The following is a 20346-nucleotide window of genomic DNA, read 5'->3' as shown; positions in this document are numbered from 1 at the left end:
TTCGCCGGTCCACCCGGCCAGGGGTTCGGTCCGGCCCTGCACCCGCGAAGCCGCAGAGTGAGGGCCGGTGGTTGCCCCGGTTCATTCGAAAGAGGTGAATCGGTCGCGCCCGGTTGTTCCTACAGTCGACTGTGTGGCCCTTGGCTGCTCGGCAAGGAACCTCATAGACCGGGGCTTCGCCGGACCCGCGGCGGAGCCGACCCGCGTGGCGCAATCGCCCATCTCCTGGCATATCCGCCCCCCGAGAGGATTCGACTATGACGACGTATGCACCGGTCACCATCCAGCAGGCGCAGTTCCCGATCATCGAATCGTTCACCCAGGACACCGTGACCAACCCGCACTGGCAACTGCTGGGCAGTGCGCGGCTGCACGGCGGCAGCCTGGAGCTGACCCCCAACACCAATTCCCAAGCCGGGACAGCGTTCCTCGATCAGCCGTTCTCCTCCACGCTCGGGGTCACCATCGACTTCGACTACTCCTGCGAGGGAGCAGCTGGCCTCGGCGACGGCTTCAGCGTCTACGTGATCGACGGCGCGCATACCACCCAGCCCGGCGGTATCGGCGCCGCACTCGGCTACTCCGTCACGAAAACGGGGTCGGGGCAGATCGTCGCGCCGGGAGTCACCGCCGGGTTCGTCGGCGTCGGCTTCGACAACTACGGGAACTTCGCCACACCGCTGGCCGGTACCGGAGGCGGTGCGCAACGGCCCAACACTCTGGGGGTGCGCGGAGCCGGCAACCTGCGGGAAGGGTTCAGGTGGCTCACCGGCGTTGCGGTGCCGGGTGGCTTCCGGGCGGATTGGGAGCGCGGCGCCCACATCCAGGTCTCCATCGTCGGCGGCCGGCTCACCGTGCGCCACGCCGACAAAACCAACCCGAACGGCACCCTGCTGATCAACGACTTCGATCTCGCCGGCGCCGACGGTCAGCCACCCGTGCCGCAGACCTTCAAACTGGGCTTTGCCGCCGGGACCGGCGCCGCGACCGCCTCCCACCGCATCCGCAACCTTAAGGTGACCCTGCCCGCGGAAATGCCGCTGGAGATCCACGGCCCGCGCACAGCGCAGTCGGGGCATCGGATCACCTACACCATCGGTGTGCAGAACCTCGGCCCCAACGACGCCCCCGACGCCGTGCTGGACGCCACCGTCCCGACAGAGTTGACCGACTTGGAAGTCACCTGCCAGGCCGAGAACGGAGCCGTCTGCGGCACCGGTTCGGTTCGCGACGGCTTGCACATGCCGATCGACCTGCCCAAGGGCGGCAAAGCGACCATCCACCTGACCGGCACCATCGATCCGCAGTTCGAGGGCAGGCTCACCTGCACCAGCCTTGTCACCTCACCCTCCCGCGCCAACACCGCCGAACGGCACTCCGGCTCGGTCACCACCGAGGTCGATCGGCCGCCCGTCACCGTGTCCCCCGTGATCGTCGGGCAGTGGCCACAGACCTGGCCCGACGACGCGAAGGGCTGGGTCATCAGCTACGAACTCACTCTGGCCGCCCACCAGCAGCGGGTGGTGTGGTGGGAGATCGGTTTCGACGTCCCGCCCCGAACCCGCATCAATCCCCAGCAAACCCAGTGGTACAAGGTGCTCGAGGACGGCACCGACGGATCGGTCGTCATCACCACACCGGATGACACCCACACCATCGAGCCCGGCACACCCCTGACCGTGGCCGTGCAACTGCTCTACCCCTCCCAGCACGAGGCCGGTGACGGCGCCCTGCGCAACCTCCACGCCACCGAGGTGACCCGCCCATAACCCGAACTCCCAGCGATCGCCCGTGGCGTCGGTGCCCGAATTCTGAGGGACTGTGAACACGTGTTGAGACAGAGTCGAGTAGGCCGGGGCACAGTCGGGATAACACCCGTTCGGATTCCCCGGGCCTCTCGTCGAACCACGGCTACGTGCGGCCGAAGGACAGGCACGGACCTGGCAGGCGCGGCCCGCTCGTATCGCTCAGTGCGGCGAGGTGTTCACGTCTTTGGTGGCCGGGCGGCCCTTAACCAAGTTGTGAGGGGCTGAGTCCAAGGCGTCGAGCCGTTCGGCCACACATCAACTCGGGCTTCTCGATGCTGGGCCAGCGCGAGCAGTGCCCACCCCAGGCGCGAAGGTGAACGGCTCGGCGGTCGCCCGCGAGTCGCTGACTGGGACTGCGGCAGGCTTCATCAGTCCGGCAACCCTGGTGGTCGTGAACGCCCCGCGGACCATGGGCCGGTCCGCAGGGCGCCGCGCCAGCAGGGTCGGATCGTCGGTTACAGTCAGAGCCCGCTGCTGCCGAGGGACAGGACGCTGCTTCCGGCGCTGAGCAGCAGCGACAGAATCGACAGGATATTCACTTCGGACTCTCTTTCTCCCGGCCGTCGCCAGGGCTTTCTTGGGCCGGTCCGGGAACGTTTCGAGCGCGTCGGCGCCTCGCTGGCAGGCCGCTCGGGTGCAGCGTAGGCGCTCACTGCGGTTCGGCCGCCGGGTTGCACTGCCCACGTCTGGCAACAACGGCCACTGAGCACGCTGCTCGTCGTGGCCTCCCGCGCAACCGGTGAACCAGCGACAAACCAACGCATACAACGGCACCCGTGGATCCCGGTGGCGGCCTGATCGTCATTCCGGATCGTCGGGTCATCACTCGTCGGTTGCTGTTGCGCTGCGGCCGCGAGATGTGTGGCGCCCGCCCGCGCCGCGCTGGTGACGGGGCTGGTGGGGGTGTGCTGGCACGGTGAGGGGTGTGGATGACGATTTCCGATCGGTAACCGATATAGCGGCCCTAGAGTTGGGTGCGGCACCGCGAGACGACCACACCGATCGTGTCGAGCTGGTCACGCTGGTGCGGTTCGCGACCGGCGACGGTGTGCTCGCGTTCGGTTCCCGGGCCGCGGCATGGCGGGTGTGCACGCTGCTGGGTACGCAACTGAAGACGCCGGGGCGGGTGGCGGTGATCGAGCCGCGGGCGCGGGCGCGGTGGCAGGTGCGGGTGGCGGAGGCGACCGGCGTGCGGATTCGGTTGGGACTGCTCGACCGCCGCCGGGGTGGGCGTCGGGTGCAGGGGCTGCCGCCGGAGGTGATCGCCCGCCTCGACCAGGACGCCGCGGCGATCGCACGGGCGGGGTTCTTGGCCGCGGGGACTGTTCATCTGACCGGCCCGGTGCCGCGACTGCAGATCACCTGTCCCACCCTGGCGGTCGCGTTGGCTGTCGCCGGGGCACTGCGGCGGGTAGGGGCCGTCGCCGGGGTGCGTCACCACGAGCGAACCGGCGCCGAGCAGGTCACCCTGGCCGGGATCGATGCGGTCGCCACGGCGTTGGCCGCGATCGGCGCACCCAGGGCGGCGCAGCGGATGCGCGTGCGCTGGGACGACCGGCGCCGCATCCGCGCTTACTCCGCGACGCGGGAGCTCACTGCCGCCAACACCGGACGCGCCCAGCATGCCGCCGCCACCCAGGTGGCGGCCGTGCGGGCGGCGCTCGCGGTGCTCGGCGACCGGGTCCCCGACCACCTCGCGGCCATCGCGCACCTGCGGCTGCAACATCCGCAGGCCGGGATGGGCGCGCTGGGGAAACTGGCCAGCCCACCCCTGTCGAAGGGCACCGTCGCCGGGCGGCTGCGGCGGCTGATCGCCCTGGCCGAGCGTCACACCACGCAACCCGACACGACCCAAACATCCTGCCGATCACCGCAGTGGTTATCTTTCAGCGAAGTCTCACAGTCGGTAGGTTGCTGCGGCCCAGGTCGGCAGCCCTCGATGTGGACAGGAGGTGGGGCGGTGACGTCGTGGCGTGATGCGGCCGGTGGTCATGGTTTCGGCCGGATGATCGAGTTGGGTGTCGAGGCCGTAGTGAACAAGGTCGGTCAGCGGGCGGGGTGCGCACCGCTGAACTGGGAGCTGTTCGTCACCGACGACACCGGCGCGCTCGCGGTCTCCGGCACCACCGCCGGCCGGGACTACAGCGAAGCCCAGGTCCCGGAGATCGTGCAGGCCTGGGCACAATTGCTGGGGTTGTCCCGCGTCGTGCCACCGTCCACGGGTGGGACCATCGAGTACCGGGGAGTCATCGAGGGCATCGAGGTCGAGGTCTGGGGCGTCATCGACCAACAGTTCTTCGATCTCGTCGCCGGACTCGACTTCCCCGAATGACACCGCGCCCAGCATGCGGGGGGCGCATCGGCGTGCGGAAACTGCCACTACCGCTGGGTATCGAGGTGATGAGGTGGTCGATGACGCTCGGCCAGGTCCGGGCCAGACCCGAGTCGAGCACGTCATTGCGAACTGCCTCGTTGCGACTGGTTGTGCGGGGACTGCGGCTTCTTCGGCTCTGTCCTGAAGAATCGACAGAGCCGCCTGCGGGGGCCTCGGGCGTCGGTGTCAAGGTGTTTCGGGTTGGTCGGGGGTGTCGGTGATGGTCCATGCCGATTCGCCGAGTTCGCCGCCGAACTGGCGTTCGCGGGCCAGATACCCGGAGTCGATGAGTTCCTGTAGCGCTTCGGCAACCTCGGTGGCGTCCTCGGTGCCTGCGGCGGCGATCGACTCGAGGGTGAGGTCCTCACCGCGGCCCGCGGCCAGCAGAAACACCAATACCCCTTTGGCCCGGAACGAGATCCGTGAATCGCGCACGGCCGCAATCCGCACAGCGACACGATCGTCCATCCCGGCGTGTCCCTTTCCCTCGCCGATTGTTTGCGGTGGCACGTGCCCTCCTCGAGGGGTGGGGCGTTGTCGAGGTACGACAGTTGTTTCCAGGATGCCGCCGGGCACCCGGTTGGCAGGCGGTCAGGCTGGCATGCCGCTCGACTCCCACGCTTCGATGGGGTCGCGGGAATACCAGTGACCGCTCCATTCACGCCCGGCTTCCAACGCGGTGTAGAACTCGATGTCATCCGGCAGGGCAGGAAAGTGGGCGGAGAGCACACCCGGCTGGTCGCGGTAGAAGCGGTGGGCGCGCTGCACCGATCGAGCGGCGAGTTCAGCGTGGCAAGCACGGCGGATGATCACCGCCTCGTCATCGGTGCGCCGGTCGGGGTCACTGGTGTGATCCAACGGGTAATGCATCTGATACTCCAGCCGCGCCAACGGCTCACCCGCGTGCTCGAGCAGCCACGCGATCCACGCCGGAATAAACGGCTGCGCCGCCAACGCCCGCTGCGCGAACCCACCGCCGGTGCCGGGCCCGCACGGATCCCCCGACTGCGCCCCGGTGAGTGCAGTGGAGTCCGCCTGGTCGTGATCCCGGCCTTTCCGATGCCTACCTGCCATAGCCGCAAACTATCAGCATCAGTGCGAACATGGACCCCGTTCGGCAACAGGTCCGGCACGAACCGGCCACGCTGAACCCGGCCGCGGCCCAGATCATCGGGTTCCGCCGACCGTGCCCACCATTGTGCGGTGTCGCTTCCACAGGCGGTGGGCGCTGTGGTCGCTGGCCGTATACGGCGGCGTGACCAGCTCTACTCACCCCCTGGGTAGGCGTGTCTGCGGACGGTCCGGTGCCCGAACTGCGAGGATGATCATTCATGTCCAGGGGCAAGGAAAGACCCGATCGACGTGCCGGGCAGCGCGCACGCGGCCCGCGCGCCGAGACGAGCGGTCTGGTCACGGCGATACAAGCCGAGATCTGGCATCGCCGCTAGCCACCCGCCAGCCTCCTCCAAGCGCTCGCCACGGCCCGCGGGTACCCGTTGACCGCAGCCGACATGCAGGTGTTCACCGGACTGGGCATCACCCCTCGCCGCCCGGGGCTGGAGCTTCGTGCGGGAGTGTTCCGGACCGGAAGTGCTCACCTTCAGCTACCGGCCCTCCGACGCCGGACCGGTGTACCTGCATGCGGGGCTCGAACCAGTCACCACCGTCGTGGTCACCCTGGACCGGTCCCAACCGGCCGACATCGTCACCGGTTGCGAGGTCGAAGTGCTGCTCGTCGGCACCCCCCGCGGGCAAGCCCGCCTCACCGACCTGCCCGGTCTGACCACCCACCTCCGTGTCATCCAAGCCTTCCGGCCAGGTGACCCGATCCCCGTCGCGTTCCCCCACGGCCACACTCGGGTGGACCCGGCTCAGCGGCGGGCACCGGAGCACGCCACGGGCGAATAGCCGTAGACGAGTCACAGGTGTGGACGCCGAATTCGGATGACCAGCCCGGCTGCCGGACCCTGGGTCCGGGTGGCGATCCGAGCCCACGACTGATCGGCTCGCCAGGAAGGGGGCCGTGAGCGCTGAGACAATGCCCGCGCACGTTCAAGGACGCCGCAGCGGGGCCCTATCCGCCTCTGGCCGAAGGGTTTTCATGATAGGGAACACCTCTCGGTGCTGGTAACGGCGTTACCCTGGCTCGGACAGGACGCAGCCGGTTACCTGGATCCAGGGGGAAGAGGATGCTCAGTTTGGAAAAAGAATCGCCGGTGTCCTCGCTGTATTGAACAGGCTCGATCGCACGGCGCCGGTGGCGGTCATCGACGAGATCGGCCGGCGTGTGCAGGAGCTGAAGAACGAAGCGCTCGCCAGCGTCACCGATGACCCGCAGCGCCGCCGCATACTGCTGAACCAGGCCCCCCAAGCCAGCCGGCTCGTCGCCGCAGCACGTGAACGGGGCGAACGAGCCCTCGCCCTCGCTGTGGCCGAGCCGCAACGGGAGGCTGTAGCCCGCCGAGCCGCCGAGCATCGGCCCGCAGCCACAACATCGACCCCGGCCAGGAACGCAGCGATGAGCCTCGCCGACGCGCGGCGTGAAGATGCAGGGACCTTGGGTCAGGTGAGGCCGGTGATGTCTCTGGCGATGGTGGTGAGCCGGTTGCGGGCGGCGGTGAGCACGCCCTGGCGGTTCTTGTTCGCTTCCTCGTAGGCGAGGATCACGCGGATATCGACGGGGTCAGTGAGTTCTTTGATCGCGTCGGCGGCCTGGGTCAGGTTCAGCTCCGGGTAGTCGCTGATGGGGAGTTCGTCGGGATCCAGGACACTGGTGGTGGCGCCGCGGACCGACCGCAGCGCGTCGGCGGCGGTGTCGGCGCCTTCACCGCGGGTGACCTGCCCGGCGGTGGCCAATGCCGCGTCCCGGGACGCGGTGAAGGTTTTGACCGCGACATCCCCGGCGCGGCCGCCTTGGGCGAGCAGTTCCCCGAGTGCGGGCCGGGTGGCGCGGACGGTGTCCAGCGCCCGGTCCAGGCCACGCGCCGACCAGTCGACGGGCAGGTTGAACAGTCGCACCGCGGTCCCGGTGGCTGCTTGCAGCAGGGTCGGGCGCAGCGCGGCGGGCCCGCCGAGGGCGTCTTCGGCCAGGACGGTGGTCAGCCAGTCCACGGTCTCGGTGTGGGCGGTGATCAACCGGTCCGCCAACCCCACGACCTCGGGATGCCCGGCGGTGGTGGCGAGGGCTTTGATGTAACGGGCGCGGTCGAGTAGTTGGTGCTCCAGGGCCAGATCACCCAGCAGGGCCTCCTCGAACGGCTGCGCTTGGTCGGCTAGTGCCTTGACCGCGGCGACCGCGCGGCCGAGGAACGGGCCGATCACCTCCGGGACACCACCCAACTCGCGCATGGCGGCCTCGATGGCGGCGGCGCGGTCGCGGGCGCGCTCGGCGTTGGCGGACAACTCCTGGCGTATCGCCTCGGTGCGGGCTTGGGCGATACGGGTATCGGCAATCTGGATCTCGGTATTGGTCAACGCCTGCGCAGCGCGCAGCTGCGCCAGCAACGTCGTGATCTCGCGGGTACTCATATCGACTTTCCCCTCCTTCCGATGGTGAGACAGCATCGAATCGGCGCAACGGTGCACCGGCTGTCAGGCTTACCCGCGTTCCGGACCGGCAACCCGCCCGTTACCTTCCCCTTCCGCCCGCGCCAGGCAGCGGGTGTGTGCGTCGGGCCCACGCGGCCACCAGGAGAGAAACCGATCGGTAGAGAGACGGCCCGCAGACAGGATGCCTGCGGGCCGCCGTATTGCGCTGGTCGAACGGTGCGGCGTTAGGGGTGTCTACCCGCGCCTGAATCGGATTCGTTACCAGTGGACTCCGCCGCCTTCTCAGCATAAATCCCCAGGACAGCTATGGCCCCGCACGCTGGCCAGGTAGAGGATGGCCCGTGTGCCGTTGGCGGTATTTGATGCCGTGGCAGGGCGTGCGCTACCCTCGGAGGTGCCTTTCATGAGCAACCTTCGGGTCGTGTATCAGAAGTGCCCTCAGTTGCCGCTGGGGGCCTTCGTCATATCTGGAGTTGTTGTGCGCTGATGCTCACGCAGGGCGTGGGGTACGCGGCGTAGCGTGCGGCTAAGTGTGATGTCCAGGGAGGTTGGTCAGCCGGGTGACCGGTGGCCGACCTCCGAGGGCGGAGTGGGCTCGGTGGTGATTGTAGAAGTGGAGCCATGCGGGCAGGGTTGTGTTGCGTTGTTCGGTGGATTCATACAGCCGGGCGTAAGCCCAGCCCTCGGCCATGGTGCGGTGGAAGCGTTCGATCTTTCCGTTGGTTTGTGGCCGGTAGGGGCGGGTGCGTTTGTGGGTGATGCCCAGTTCGGTGCAGGCATCGCGCCAGGCATGTGATTTGTAGGCCGAGCCGTTGTCCGACAGCACCCGTTCGGTGGCGACGCCGTGGTCGGCCAGCCATGCCACGGCCCGCTGCAGCACACCGATCGCGGTGGCGGCCTTCTCGTCGGAGTGGATCTCGGCGTAGGCGAGGCGGGAGTGGTCGTCGATGACGGTGTGCACGTATGCGGTGCCGATGGCGGGCCGGTAGTTGTTGCCGCGCTTGCCGGTTCGGTGGGCGGTGGCGCGGGCGTTGGACTTGCTGGCGCGGCGGTCGAGGAACTTGTGCCCGCCGCCGTCGGGGATGTTGGCGAACTTGGTGACGTCGACATGGATCAGCGACCCGGGATGGGGGTGTTCGTAGCGGCGCAGCGGTTCGCCGGTGACCCTGTCGATGCGCGACAAACGGTTGATCCGGCACCGGGTCAGCACCGCGTGCACGGTCGAGGCCGGCATCGCCAGCAGGCCGGCGATCTGGATCGGTCCGAGCCGGTGACGCCACCGAAGCCGCACGATCCGGCGTACCGCGTGTGGCGGGGTCTTGGCCGGGCTGGTCACCGGACGCGAGCTGCGGTCGGCCATCCCGGCAGGACCCTCGCCGCGGTAGCGGTCGGACCATTTCCTGGCGGTTCGCGGGGAGACCATGAACATTTTCGCTGCTGCGGTATAGCTCCAGCCGCGGTCGACGACGAGCTGGGCCAGTCGTAGACGAGCACGCGGGGTCAACGCTGCGTTAGCGTGGGACACGAAGGCCTCCGGATCGGTGAAGCGGTGAATTCGACAGCTCCACTTCACCGCCGGAGGCCTTCACCAGTCACACAGGCTCACCGTTCCAACCCGGTACAACCTCCCTGGACATCACAGCTAAGCCGCGCGCCCCGGCCGTCGCATCAGGCGGAGGTGACCGCGGGCCCCACCCCCTGCCTGGATCCGATTCGGAAGCCCATCGACTCGGCGCGAGCCACGATGCGATCGACCGTCGAGCGCGTCCACTTGACGCTCGTGATCCGACTCAGTTCGGTCGCGACTGCGTTGGCGTTGAACCCATGCTCAGCAAGCCGTAGGAGTTTCTCGATCTCTGTCGCTGGCTTCTGAGTCAATCTGCCGCGCACCAGCTCCCTTGTGATGTATAAAACTGACGGAGTTGGCTTGACACTCGGACCCTCTGAACCGTAGGGAGATTCGGGTGAGCGAGCCTGTCATGGACCGCGAGGTGCGTGCCCCGGACCTCTCGCCGAACCCGCCGTGCGCCTCAGCGCCGGTACGGCCCCGGGTTGTGGTTGTGGACGACTTCGCCCTGCGCCGCGGACACCGCTACGGCACGATCCTGATCGACATGACGACCCGCCGACCGATCGACATGCTCACCGACCGCAGCACCGAGAGCCTGACCGCCTGGCTTCGAGACCGCCCCGGCATCGAAATCATCTGCCGCGACCGGGCCGGCGTCTACGCCGAAGCAGCGACCACAGCAGCACCGCACGCGATCCAGGTCGCTGATCGCTGGCACCTATGGAAAACCTCGGCGACGCCGTCGAACGCACCGTCGCCGGCCACCGCCGCCACCTGACCGCGGTGCCCGACCCCGACGACGCACCAGCACGGCCCGACATCAGCGAAATCGCGGCGGCTCTGCCCCACGGCCCGGTCGAACCACATCTGCGTGCCGATCGGACCGCGGTCCGAACCCGCGAGCGTTATGCCCAGGTCCACACACTGCTCGCGCAGGGCCACAGCCTGCGCCGCATCGGTCGCGAGCTGGGCTTGCCCGCGGCACGATCCGCCGCTTCGCCCGCGCCGCCTCACCGGATGAATTGGGCTCAGGCACAAAGTTGGTGGCGTGCCGATGATTTGGAGCCTGGCGGGAGGTAATCGATCATGACCAGGGTGTGCTGATCTTGATCTGAAGGTCCTGCTTCCGCATCTCGCCGACCTGAACATCGAGCAGGTCACCCGCCGCGGAATGGCTTTATGGATCCATGCCGACATCACTGCGCAGGGCGCGTCGTGTCCGGGCGGCACGTGCTGGTCGGTTCGGGTGCACAGTCGCTACCAGCGGTGTCTGTCCGATGCCGCGGTCGGCGGGACAGAGACATTGATCTGCCTGCGGGTACGCCGGTTCTACTGCGACAACCCGGATTGCGCCCGCGCCACGTTCGCCGAGCAGGTACCCGGCCTGACCACGGCGCATGCCCGACGGACCCCATTGCTACGCAGCATGCTCGAGCGGATCGCGTTGGCGGTGGGTGGCCGCCCCGGCCAGCGGTTGACCCGCCACTTGTCGGTGACGGTATCCAGGATGACTCTGCTGCGGTTGATCCGGGCAGTGCCGATGCCCGAACCCGGCCCGGTGACCGCGCTCGGCGTCGATGACTTCGCCTTCCGCAGAGGCGCGAACTATGGCGCCATCGTGGTCGACATGCGCACTCACCGGCCGGTGGACCTGCTGCCGGACCGATTGAACGACACCTTTGCCGAATGGTTGCGTGCCCACCCCGGTGCCGCCGTGATCTGCCGCGACCGGGCGAGCGGGTTCGCCGAGGGTGCTCGGCGGGGAGCGCCGGACGCCATCCAGGTCGCTGACCGCTTCCACCTGCTTTACAACCTCACTGATGCTGTCGACCGGGTGGTGCGGGCCCACCGCAAGTGCCTGCATGATCGGCCAGTCGATGAGGCTGTTGCCCAGCCCGCTCCCGCGCCGGTGGTCGTCGACGGTCGGCGTGCGGAGTTTACCCGGCAACGGTGGGTGGAGGTTCACGCGTTGTGGGACAAGGGAATCGGGCACACCGCAATCTGCAGGGCGCTCAACCTCGACGACAAGACGGTACGCCGCTACGCCCGAGCCGGCAGCGCCGACGAGTTGCTGACCCAGTCGCCCAAACGCGGCAGCGCGCTCGACCCACACACCGCCTACCTGGCCGAACGCTGGCAGCAAGGGTGCACCAACGCCGCAACCCTGACCGGCGAGCTGCGCGAGCGCGGTTACCGGGGCGGTGAACGCCAGGTTCGCCGCCTCCTGCAGACCTGGCGAGCCGGCACCACGCCACCGACCGCCACGCCGATCACGACACCTAAACCCCGGCAGGTCACCGGCTGGATCATCCGTCCGGCACACCAGCGCACCGAGGCCGAACGAGCCGACCTGGCCCGGATCCTGGACCGATGCCCGGTCCTGCGCGGCGTCGATCGGCTGGTCAGCGACTTCGGCGGGATGCTGCGCCACCGTCGGGGCCAGCACCTCAACGCCTGGATCGCTGCAGCCCAAGCCAGTGACATCTCCCAACTTCAAGGATTCGCCGCCGGTCTGCTCAAGGACTACGACGCAGTCCGCAACGGACTCACCCTCGAATGGAGCAGCGGAGCCGTCGAGGGCGCGGTCTGCCAATTGAAGGCGATCAAGCGCAGGTGCTTTGGCCGGGCCAACTTCGATCTCCTGCGACGCCTCGTGCTCCTCAGTTGACCACCACCCCCGGCAAGATCACCAAATTTGTGCCTGAGCCAGAACTCACTGGCCATTGACACTGGGGCAAGTTCACCGTCAACTCGGTGTCCAAGTGCGCCGACGTCGGCAAGGCTTCGATCTACCTGCGCTGGCCGAACAAGAAGAGCTGCTCGCCAGCGCGCTGGAGGCGTAGATCAGCCCGGTCGCCGACATCGACACGGGCCCCAACTCCCACGATCAGCGAACGGGCCTGCTCATCGCCGTCGCCCGTCCTAACATCGTGTGCACGGCGAGCGGGGCGGCGGCCTGGTGTCGTCGGAGGTCGGCAGCCGACGTTGCTGGTGGTGGGGCTCGTCAGGCGCGCGCGGGGAGGAGGAATTCGTGCCCCTGGTGCTGGTTGGTGGGGTCGCTGGCGAGGGGGTGTGGCTCGCCGGTGAGTGTGGCCAGGGCGTGGGCGATTTCGTCGATGGTGGCGCGGGTGTAGATATCGATGGCGTTGCCGTTGTAGCTGCGGTCGGAGTGGCCGGCGTAGGCCTTGGCGACGGCGGGGCCGTAGTTGCGTTCGACCCAGCGCAGGGTGGTGTGGCGGAGCCAGTGGGTGGAGATGCCGTGCTCGGCGATCCAGGGGAGTTGTCGGCCGAGGCGGTCCCAGAGCACGTCGTAGCGGCGGATGCCGAGGGGGTGGCCGTTGCGGTAGCGCAGCAGCCGCCGATTGCGGGCGGCGGTGATGGGATGGCCGTTGCGGGTGAAAGCGGGCAGTTGGTCGGTGGGTGGGGTTCGGGTTTCGCGGTGTTCGATCAGAGCCTCGGTCAGGGTGGGGGAAATCGGCTGCCAGCGGGAGAAGCCACCCTTCTCCCGGACCTGGATCAGGCAGCGCACGGGGTCGAGGTCGTCGCCGCTCATGGTGAGGATGCCTGCTCGGCGGCAGGCCGTTTCGATGTGCAGGCGCACGATCAGGGTGTCCAAGACGGGGTCGTCGCCGCCGTCGGCGACCGCGGTGCAGATCTGGGCCAGCGAGTCGTGGGGCAGGGCGCGCCGGTTGGAGGCCGGGCGCGGGGCCTTGCCGAGTTTGGCGGTGGGGTTGTCGGCGGCGGTGATGTAGTTGTCGTTGACCGCGTGCTGGTAGAGGCAGCGCAGGGCGTGGATGCAGTGGTTGGCGGTGCTGACCCCGCCGCGGTCGTTGCTGCGCCGCTGGCGTTGCTCGCGCACCGTGTGCACGAAGGTCTGCAGCTGGGAGACGGTGGGTTCGTTCAGGCGCTGGTCGGCGTGGTCGACGAGGAGCTTGTTCCAGTAGGAGAGGTAGTGGTTGCGGGTGGGAGTGTCGGGCATGGCGGCGTAGACGATCGGGACGTATTCAGCCAGGGTCGGTATCGCTCGCGTGGTACCTGGTTGGCCGAGTAGCTGTTCGGGTTCGATTCCGAGCCCTTGCAGCAGAACTCGCGCGGCGGCCAGCTGAGCGTCGGAGGGCGGTGTGCTCATGCTGGGAAGGCCTCCTCGAGCGGGCCGGTCCACGGAGCCAGCAGTGCGGTCAGGGTGGCGGGTGGGAAGACCAGCAGAGTCGCCGACGGAATATCGGCGAGCAGCAGCAGATATCCGCCGTCGATGCGGGTCTCGCGCCGCAGTGCCGCGCGCAGGCGCAGGTTGGCCTGCCCGTCGACGTAGGCCGGGGCGGCATCGTCCTGGTTGTCGGCGGTGAGGGCGAGCACGCCCTCGTCGACGCGAATGCGGCACTGTTGGCCCCGCCGCCATTGCAGGGCGGTGAGCAGGCGCCGGGCCATGATCCGGCCCGCCCGGTCGATGGGGCGGACGTCGTACAGCGCGGGCGCACGCGCCGGTTCCTGCGGCCGGATCAGCGCCGGGAGCGGGAGCGGTGTGTTCCACGCGAGCGGCTTGGCGGCGGGCCCGGCGAGCGGGCGGTTACCGGGTGTCCGAGAGGGGGCGTTCAGGGTCGAGGGGATGGCGGAAACGAGGCCGGATAGCATCAGCGCGCCCAACTTTCAGTGTCAGGCGGTTACACACCCGGTTCTGTGTTCTCGAACCGGACATACGCAGCAGGTGCCGCGAATGTTCACGCTGTGTGCGCAGGAAACAACTTCACAACACACAAATCGCGGCGGATTCGCAACCTTTGGGTGTTCATAGAGCTAACCATACCCCGTTCCGCCGATCGGCCTGCCGAGGCGACGGCTACGGTCGCAGCGCTCGCACGCCATCAGCTGGGCAGCCCCAGCCGATCGGCGATCGTGCCGAGGATGCGATGCAGGTCGGCACGCTCGGCGGCGGTGAGATCCGTGGTGGTCTCGGCGTCGATCGCCCGCGCGGCGTCGAGGCATTTGCGCAGTAGTGCGCGGCCGTGCGGGGTCAGGTTCAGATTCTGACGGCGGCGATCCTTCGGGTCTCGCAACCGTTCGATGGCCCCGAGGGACTCGAGGTGGTCGGCCAGCGCGACGACCAGACTCGGCGCGACGCGCAGTAGCTGTGCCATCTCCATCTGCGATGTCGGTCCGTTGGCCGCCAACACATTCAACATCCCGGCGTGCTTCGGCTTGAGCTCGAGACCCGACACATCGGCGCTGAAGCGGTCGGTCAGGAACGCGCCCAGCAGTCCGAGCCGGAAGCTGAGGGTCTCCGGCAGCTTTTCCGCCTTGACGTTCTTCATGGCGAGCATAATACTGAACCTAAATCAGTCACGGTCTGAATGATTTTTGGAGTGAAAGATGCAGGACGAGAAGCTCAGTCGAACCGCGATGGTTGTCAATGCGATCGGCGCGGCCACCGCCGTGGCCTTCAGCGTCGCGGCACTGGTCGATCCGACCGCCGCGATCTCGATCGGCGCGGACTCGCCCGGGATCGATCTGTATGCCCAGGCGTACGCGGCCCGGGCGATCCCGCTGGGTGCCGCGCTGCTGTTCAGCCTGGCCGGCCGCCGCAAGAGGGCACTCCTACCGCTGCTCACCGTGTCCGGCGCGGTACAGCTCGGTGACGTCGCCATCGGCGCCGCGCAGGGAATTCCGGGCATGATGGCGGGCGGCAGCGCGCTCGCGCTCGTTCACCTCGCCACCGCGGGACATTTGGTTCTCCGCAGGAGCCGCTTCGCCACAGCCGCAGCCTGAGCTGAGACTTCGGCGTGAGTCGGACATGCTCGGCGAAGCCGAGGTCGGCGACGACGGAAATCTCGGTTCGGATGGCTCGTGTCAGCAATCTCCGAGGAAACTTCTGTGGCAGGGTGGTCGGCTGTGCAGACAATCCTGATCACGGGGGCGACATCGGGTATCGGGCTGGAGTCGGCTCAGCAGCTGGCGGCGCAAGGGAATCGGCTCGTGTTGGTGGGGCGGAGTCCGGAGAAGCTCTCCGCCGCGGCGAAGCTGGTCCGAGGCGCGGGGGCGGCGGGAGTCGACACGCTGGAGTGCGATTTCGCGTCGCAGTCGTCGGTCCGTCAGCTGGCGAAGGAGGTTTCGTCCGCCTACGACCGGCTGGATGTGCTGGCCAACAACGCAGGTGGCTACCACAAGGCCAGGAGCGAGACCGTGGACGGCATCGAGGCCACCTTCGCCGTCAACCATCTCGGTGGTTTCCTGCTCACCGAACTGCTGACGGATCTGATGGTGCGCAGCGCCCCGTCGCGCATCGTGTTCACCTCGTCGGTCATGCAATTCGGCGCCACCATGGATTTCGCCGATCTGGAGTTCCGGGAGAGTTATTCGGGAGAAAAGGCATACAGCCGGTCCAAGCTGGCGAACGTCCTGTACGCCCGGGCGCTGGCGCGGCGTCTGGAGGGAACCGGCGTAACGGTCAACGCCTTTCACCCCGGTGCGGTGGCAACCGGGATCTGGGATTCGATGCCGTGGTTCGGGCAACCTTTCGTGGCGCTCGCCAAGCGATTGTTCATGATCTCCGCCGCGGAAGGAGGACGAGCGCTGACCTACCTGGCCGCCGACCCGGAGGTCGCCGCGGTCAGCGGTTGTTACTTCCAGAACAACCGCGTCAAGGCTCCGTCCCGTCTCGCGCAGGACGACGCACTCGGGCAGCAGCTGTGTGAAGTCAGCGCCGCTCTGGTCGGACTCGCCGGGTAGGCGCACACACGACCAGCGACACCGTTATCGCTGAGCAACCCGACAATCGACGCCGACTGAAGCGGAAGGCAGGGGAGCATGATCCGTACTCGTTTCGAGTCGATCGGCGCGTACACGCCGACGACTGTCCGCTCCACCGAGGATCTGATCGCCGAGCTGGCCGTGCCGCGGTCGCTGGACCTGGAGCGCATCACCGGGATCAAGAATCGTCGTGTCTACGACTCGGATCCGGACCGGTACGAATCGTCCTTCGAGCTGGCGTTGCACGCGATCGAGGACTGTCTGTGGCATTCCGGGTATCGGGCCGACGAATTGGACGTCGTCATCTCGGCCTCCATCACGCGTACTCGCGGCGCGGGAATCTTCTGCTACGCACCTTCTTTCGCGCTCATGCTCGGCAATGCGATCGGCGCGAACGCGGCTCGGCACTTCGATGTCTCCAATGCCTGCGCCGGGATGATCACCGGAGTGATGGTGCTCGATCGCATGATCAAGGCCGGTGCGGTGCGCAACGGCCTGGTGGTCAGCGGCGAGCAGATCACGCCGATCGCCGAGACGGCGCTGCGCGAGATCAGCCGCCCCTACGACCCGCAATTCGCGGCGTTGACGGTCGGTGACGCCGCGGTCGCGGTTGTGCTCGACGACCGGGGCGACGACGAGGACGAACTGCACTATGTCGAGCTGATGACCGCGGCCGACGGCGCCGAGCACTGCATCGGAATGCCCAGCGACCGCACCGGCGGCATCGCGATGTACACCGACAACCGCGCCATGCAGAACGAAGCCCGGTATCGGCAGGGCATCGACCGTATGGCCGACTTCCTCGCCGAGACCGGACGCACCTGGGAGAGCGAGAAATACGACTATTGGATCCATCATCAATTCAGCGCGCCGGCCATCGAGTACATCTCGGATCTGACCGAACGGCATTTCGGCACGCCGATGCCGCAGGCCCTCAACGTGCTGCACGACTACGGCAATACCGCTTCGACCTCTCACTTCCTGGTCCTGCACGAGCATCTCGCACAACAGAGGGTTCCGAAGGGATCCAAGATTCTGATGATCCCCGCGGCATCGGGCATCGTCTCCGGGTATCTCGCCGCGACCATCTCGCGTTTGGCGGCATGAGCATGGCGACGACGATCGTCTCGGCCGCGACGAACCGCGACCTCGACACCGGCAGCTACCTCGAACTGGCCACTCGCGCGGCACTGGCCTGCGTCGAGCGCTCGGAGGTCGGCCTGCACGAGATCGGGATGCTGATCAACGGGGGCGTCTTCCGGGACAGCAATATCTCCGAGCCGGCCGTGTCGGCCCTCATCCAGAAGCGGATCGGCCTCGGGCTCACGTATGCGGCCGGGCGCGTCCCGGTTCTGTCCTTCGACCTGATGCACGGGGCCTGCGGCCTGCTGCACGCCATCGCGACCGCCGACACCTTCCTCGCCACCGGCACGGTTCGGTACGCGTTGGTCGTCGCGGGCGACACCCACCCCTCGACCGAGCGCCACGTCGCCGATTTCCCCTACAGCGCCAGCGGCGCCGCCCTGTTGCTCGGAACCTCGCCTGCCACAGGAGGATTCGGGCGGCTGCACACGCGCGACACCACCGGCCCGGTCGGCCCCATCGCCTGGGTGCCGCTGAACGATGTCGGCGCCGACGGTCGCAGCGCGATCCGCGTTCGTACCGGTGCGGAGGACCGGGTGGATTCGGCGGCCGAGGTGGTGCGTGCCTGTCTGGACTCCGAAGGGCTCGACGGCCGCCACTTCGCCGAAGGGCACGCGCTGCTGCTGGCGCCCGACCAGGCCGCCGACTTCCGCGTCCGCTTGGCCGGCGCGCTCGCCATTCCGTCGCGGTCGGTCGTCGGTTTCGACGCCTCGATCGGAGATCCCTACACCGCGGGGCCGGTACACGCCTACCTCCATGCGCGGGAAACGGGCCTGCTCGACACCGCGCGCATAGTGGTCTTCCTGGCAGTGGACGGAGCATCGGCAGCCTGTCTGACCTACAGACCGCGGTCGGCGTCGCCCACGTGCGGCGAATCGGGCGGTGGAACCGCGCAGGCCGGGACACCGACCGGCTCCGGTACCGAGCCGGTTGTAGTCGCTCGGCAGTAGGACGCACATGAGCGATGCGCGGGTGTCCATGCCGTGGACGCCAGGGCGCGAACCGCTACATCCGAGGCTCGCGACGCTCGTGGGCCGCGACGGGCTCACGAATCCGCGATGCGGTGCGTCGGTGCGGCCGTCACCCCAGCCGACAGCAGTTTCTCGGCCAGCGCGCGGGCGCGGTGCGCGAGCTCGGGCGGGTCGAGTATCTCGAAGTCGTGCCCCAGCAACAGCACATGCATGAGCACGAAGTCCAGGCTGTGGTCGGCTCCGCTGCGGACCTCGCAGCGCCCGCTGCCGCACGGCCGTACGACGGCCGCCGACGCCGGAATCTGCGCGCGCACCGTGTCGGCGGAGGCGTGCACGAGGAATCGGGCCCGCAGTGGGTAGACCCGGTTCGCCACGCCTTCCTGCACGTAGGCCGCCGCCTCGGGCGCCGCGCGTGGTCGGAAGCGCCACGTCCGCGCGGCCACCTCGGTCATCCGGTCGACACGGAAGCTGCGCCAGTCCGCACGATCGAGGTCGAAGGCCAGCAGGTACCAGCGCCGGTCGGAGGCGACCAAGCGGTAGGGCTCGACCCGCCGTCGGCGCACCCGGTCTCCGGCGGGATAGTCGAAACCGGCCTCGACCTCGTCGCGGCAGGCTCTGGCCAGCGTCATCAGCACGTCGGGGTCGACCGGCGGGTGACCTCCGCCGAAGGACTCCACCGAGCCGGAGAGTGCCTGCACTTCGTGCCGCAAACGGGTGGGCAGCACCCGGTCGAGTTTCGCCAGCGCCCGGAGCGCGACATCCCCGGCGCCCGCGACCGCGGCGCCCGCGCCGCCGAGGAGCGAGACCGCGGTGACGATCGCTTCCTCGTCGTCGAGCAGCAGCGGCGGCAGCTCCTGTCCCCGGCCGAGCTGATAGCCGCCGCCGACGCCGTGACAGGCGTGCACCGGATAGCCGAGCGTGCGCAGGCGCTCGACATCGCGCCGTACCGTGCGCGGCGTGACGCCCAGCCGCTCCGCGAGCTCGCGCGCGGTCCAGACCTGGCGTTGCTGCAGCAGTCCGAGCAGGGTCAGCACCCGCTCGGTCGTGCCCCGCTCGGTACCGCTCGCCGCTTCCATGTCGCTCAGCCTGCCAGAAATAGCGGACCGATTCTGTCCGCTAGGGGTGCCAGGGTGGGCGGCATGAACGCAGACGCACTCGACTGGAACAGGACACTGCGCGAGCAGTGGGAAGCCCACTGGAACGATCAGCTACGCGACCGGCTCCACGGTCTCACCGACGACGAGTACTTCTGGTCTCCGGTACCGGACGCATGGAGCGTGCGACCGCGCGGCAGTTCGACGGCGCCCGTGCAGGCGGGGGCCGGGGACTTCACGATCGACTACGCCTTCCCGAATCCGGTCCCCGCGCCGTTCACCACGATCGCCTGGCGGCTCGGTCACGTCATCGTCGGCGTGCTCGCCGCGCGCAACGCGACCCATTTCGGCGCGCCGGCGGCCGCGTACGAGACATGGGAATACGCGGGCGACGCGGCCACGGCGCTCGACCAGCTCGAAGCCCAGCTCGACGTCTGGCTGACCGGAGTGCGTGGTCTCGGCGACGCCGGACTCCGGGTCCCGATCGGCCCGAACGAGCCCTTCCCCGAGGCGCCCATGGCCGATCTGGTGCTGCACATCCACCGTGAGCTGATCCACCACCTGTCCGAGGTCTGCCTGATCCGCGACCTCTATACGCACTCCGAGGCTGTCAGGAAACCCATGATCACGAAGACGACCCACCTCGACCCCGAAGAACTGCATCACAACCCGGCCTTCACACAGGGCGTGATCGCGCCCGCTGCCCAGACGGTCTATGTCGGCGGTCAGCTCGGCACCGACGGCACGGGAGAACTGCTGGACGGCTTGGAAGCGCAGACCATCCAGGCCATGCGCAACGTACTGACCGTGCTGGCGTCTGCGAATACCGGTCCCGAACACGTCGTCAAACTCACGATCTACCTTGTCGCCGGGGCCGACGCACAGGCGGGATACGCGGCGGCGCGAAAAGTGTGGGGCGACCACCGCACCGCCATCACGGTCGTCTCCACCGCGGGACACGCTCGCCCCGGCGCGCTGGTGGAGATCGATGCGATAGCGACCATCCCCGAATAGCCGCGCCTGTGGCCGATTCGCCGCGCGGTCGGGCATCGCCGCGCGGTCTCGGGTGCCGAACCGGGTCGGGCCGGTTCGG

At 68.2% G+C, this 20346-nt stretch carries 18 protein-coding genes and 2 pseudogenes; 11 read left to right on the top strand and 9 right to left on the bottom strand.

The genetic code is table 11. The features are described 5' to 3' along the window. The first annotated feature begins 257 nt into the window (after nt 1-257). Both AB0L97_RS13110 and whiA read left to right on the top strand, forming a co-directional pair. Complete coding sequence (locus tag AB0L97_RS13110) at nt 258-1769, top strand: hypothetical protein (RefSeq protein WP_364428532.1); 1512 nt, start codon at nt 258-260, stop codon at nt 1767-1769. A 964-nt stretch (nt 1770-2733) separates the two neighbouring features. After that, on the top strand, nt 2734-4140 hold the full coding sequence (whiA, locus tag AB0L97_RS13105; RefSeq protein ID WP_364428529.1) for a DNA-binding protein WhiA: 1407 nt from the start codon (nt 2734-2736) through the stop codon (nt 4138-4140). 228 nt (nt 4141-4368) lie between these two features. Here whiA and AB0L97_RS13100 read toward each other — a convergent pair whose 3' ends face one another. Both AB0L97_RS13100 and AB0L97_RS13095 read right to left on the bottom strand, forming a co-directional pair. After that, nucleotides 4369-4617 carry a hypothetical protein gene (locus AB0L97_RS13100; RefSeq protein WP_364428526.1) on the bottom strand — a complete coding sequence of 83 codons (249 nt, stop codon included), beginning with the start codon at nt 4615-4617 and terminating at the stop codon, nt 4369-4371. 156 nt (nt 4618-4773) lie between these two features. Then, nucleotides 4774-5256, bottom strand: coding sequence for a hypothetical protein (locus AB0L97_RS13095; protein WP_364428523.1), 483 nt, complete (start codon nt 5254-5256; stop codon nt 4774-4776). 492 nt (nt 5257-5748) lie between these two features. Between AB0L97_RS13095 and AB0L97_RS13090 the strand changes: the two genes are divergently transcribed. Further along, entirely contained in the window at nt 5749-6090 is a 342-nt protein-coding gene (locus AB0L97_RS13090) for a hypothetical protein (RefSeq protein WP_364428520.1), read from the top strand. A 166-nt stretch (nt 6091-6256) separates the two neighbouring features. On the opposite strand, the gene AB0L97_RS13085 is transcribed toward AB0L97_RS13090, so the two are convergent. From AB0L97_RS13085 to AB0L97_RS13075, 3 genes are all read right to left on the bottom strand, one after another. Then, nucleotides 6257-6658: a hypothetical protein gene (locus AB0L97_RS13085; RefSeq protein WP_364428517.1), complete on the bottom strand. Its 402-nt coding sequence runs from the start codon at nt 6656-6658 to the stop codon at nt 6257-6259. An 86-nt stretch (nt 6659-6744) separates the two neighbouring features. Beyond that, on the bottom strand, nt 6745-7710 hold the full coding sequence (locus AB0L97_RS13080) for a ferritin-like domain-containing protein (RefSeq protein ID WP_364428514.1): 966 nt from the start codon (nt 7708-7710) through the stop codon (nt 6745-6747). 547 nt (nt 7711-8257) lie between these two features. Next, nucleotides 8258-9256, bottom strand: coding sequence for an IS481 family transposase (locus AB0L97_RS13075; RefSeq protein WP_364428511.1), 999 nt, complete (start codon nt 9254-9256; stop codon nt 8258-8260). A gap of 526 nt (nt 9257-9782) precedes the next feature. On the opposite strand from AB0L97_RS13075, the pseudogene AB0L97_RS13070 reads away from it, so the two are divergent. Continuing rightward, nucleotides 9783-10045: pseudogene (locus AB0L97_RS13070) on the top strand (transposase); the annotation flags it as partial. Between the two features lie 427 nt (nt 10046-10472). Beyond that, entirely contained in the window at nt 10473-11969 is a 1497-nt protein-coding gene (locus AB0L97_RS13065) for an ISL3 family transposase (RefSeq protein WP_364428508.1), read from the top strand. 336 nt (nt 11970-12305) lie between these two features. Here the strand turns inward: AB0L97_RS13065 and AB0L97_RS13060 are convergent, their stop codons facing one another. The 3 genes from AB0L97_RS13060 to AB0L97_RS13050 all read right to left on the bottom strand — a co-directional run bounded on the left by AB0L97_RS13060 (nt 12306) and on the right by AB0L97_RS13050 (nt 14610). Then, nucleotides 12306-13430 (bottom strand): tyrosine-type recombinase/integrase, encoded by a 1125-nt coding sequence (locus tag AB0L97_RS13060; protein ID WP_364428505.1) that lies wholly within the window; start codon nt 13428-13430, stop codon nt 12306-12308. Next, nucleotides 13427-13933 carry a hypothetical protein gene (locus AB0L97_RS13055; protein ID WP_364428502.1) on the bottom strand — a complete coding sequence of 169 codons (507 nt, stop codon included), beginning with the start codon at nt 13931-13933 and terminating at the stop codon, nt 13427-13429. Before AB0L97_RS13055 ends, AB0L97_RS13060 begins: the two co-directional genes overlap by 4 nt. 230 nt (nt 13934-14163) lie before the next feature. Continuing rightward, nucleotides 14164-14610 carry a MarR family transcriptional regulator gene (locus tag AB0L97_RS13050; protein WP_355077420.1) on the bottom strand — a complete coding sequence of 149 codons (447 nt, stop codon included), beginning with the start codon at nt 14608-14610 and terminating at the stop codon, nt 14164-14166. A gap of 58 nt (nt 14611-14668) precedes the next feature. On the opposite strand from AB0L97_RS13050, the gene AB0L97_RS13045 reads away from it, so the two are divergent. From AB0L97_RS13045 to AB0L97_RS13030, 4 genes are all read left to right on the top strand, one after another. Beyond that, nucleotides 14669-15064, top strand: a complete 396-nt coding sequence (locus AB0L97_RS13045) for a hypothetical protein (RefSeq protein ID WP_364428498.1) — start codon at nt 14669-14671, stop codon at nt 15062-15064. A 123-nt stretch (nt 15065-15187) separates the two neighbouring features. Beyond that, the gene (locus AB0L97_RS13040; protein ID WP_364428495.1) at nt 15188-16024 is read left to right on the top strand and encodes an SDR family oxidoreductase; all 837 of its coding nucleotides are present in this window, start codon (nt 15188-15190) and stop codon (nt 16022-16024) included. 78 nt (nt 16025-16102) lie between these two features. Continuing rightward, nucleotides 16103-17152 (top strand): 3-oxoacyl-[acyl-carrier-protein] synthase III C-terminal domain-containing protein, encoded by a 1050-nt coding sequence (locus AB0L97_RS13035; RefSeq protein WP_364428492.1) that lies wholly within the window; start codon nt 16103-16105, stop codon nt 17150-17152. Next, nucleotides 17149-18138 (top strand): hypothetical protein, encoded by a 990-nt coding sequence (locus AB0L97_RS13030; protein WP_364428489.1) that lies wholly within the window; start codon nt 17149-17151, stop codon nt 18136-18138. The genes AB0L97_RS13035 and AB0L97_RS13030 overlap by 4 nt, the downstream gene beginning before the upstream one ends. Nucleotides 18139-18233: 95 nt before the next feature. On the opposite strand, the gene AB0L97_RS13025 is transcribed toward AB0L97_RS13030, so the two are convergent. Further along, nucleotides 18234-19235 carry a YafY family protein gene (locus AB0L97_RS13025; protein WP_364428486.1) on the bottom strand — a complete coding sequence of 334 codons (1002 nt, stop codon included), beginning with the start codon at nt 19233-19235 and terminating at the stop codon, nt 18234-18236. Nucleotides 19236-19298: 63 nt separating this feature from the next. Between AB0L97_RS13025 and AB0L97_RS13020 the strand changes: the two are divergent. Next, nucleotides 19299-19877: pseudogene (locus tag AB0L97_RS13020) on the top strand (DinB family protein); the annotation flags it as partial. Continuing rightward, complete coding sequence (locus AB0L97_RS13015; protein ID WP_364428591.1) at nt 19875-20267, top strand: RidA family protein; 393 nt, start codon at nt 19875-19877, stop codon at nt 20265-20267. The pseudogene AB0L97_RS13020 and the gene AB0L97_RS13015, both read left to right, overlap by 3 nt. The last annotated feature ends 79 nt before the right edge of the window (nt 20268-20346 follow it).

Origin of the sequence: Nocardia sp. NPDC051911 (genome assembly GCF_040681035.1) — a bacterium.
Taxonomy (GTDB): Bacteria; Actinomycetota; Actinomycetes; order Mycobacteriales; family Mycobacteriaceae; genus Nocardia; species Nocardia sichangensis.
This window is presented reverse-complemented; position numbering and strand designations above follow the sequence as displayed.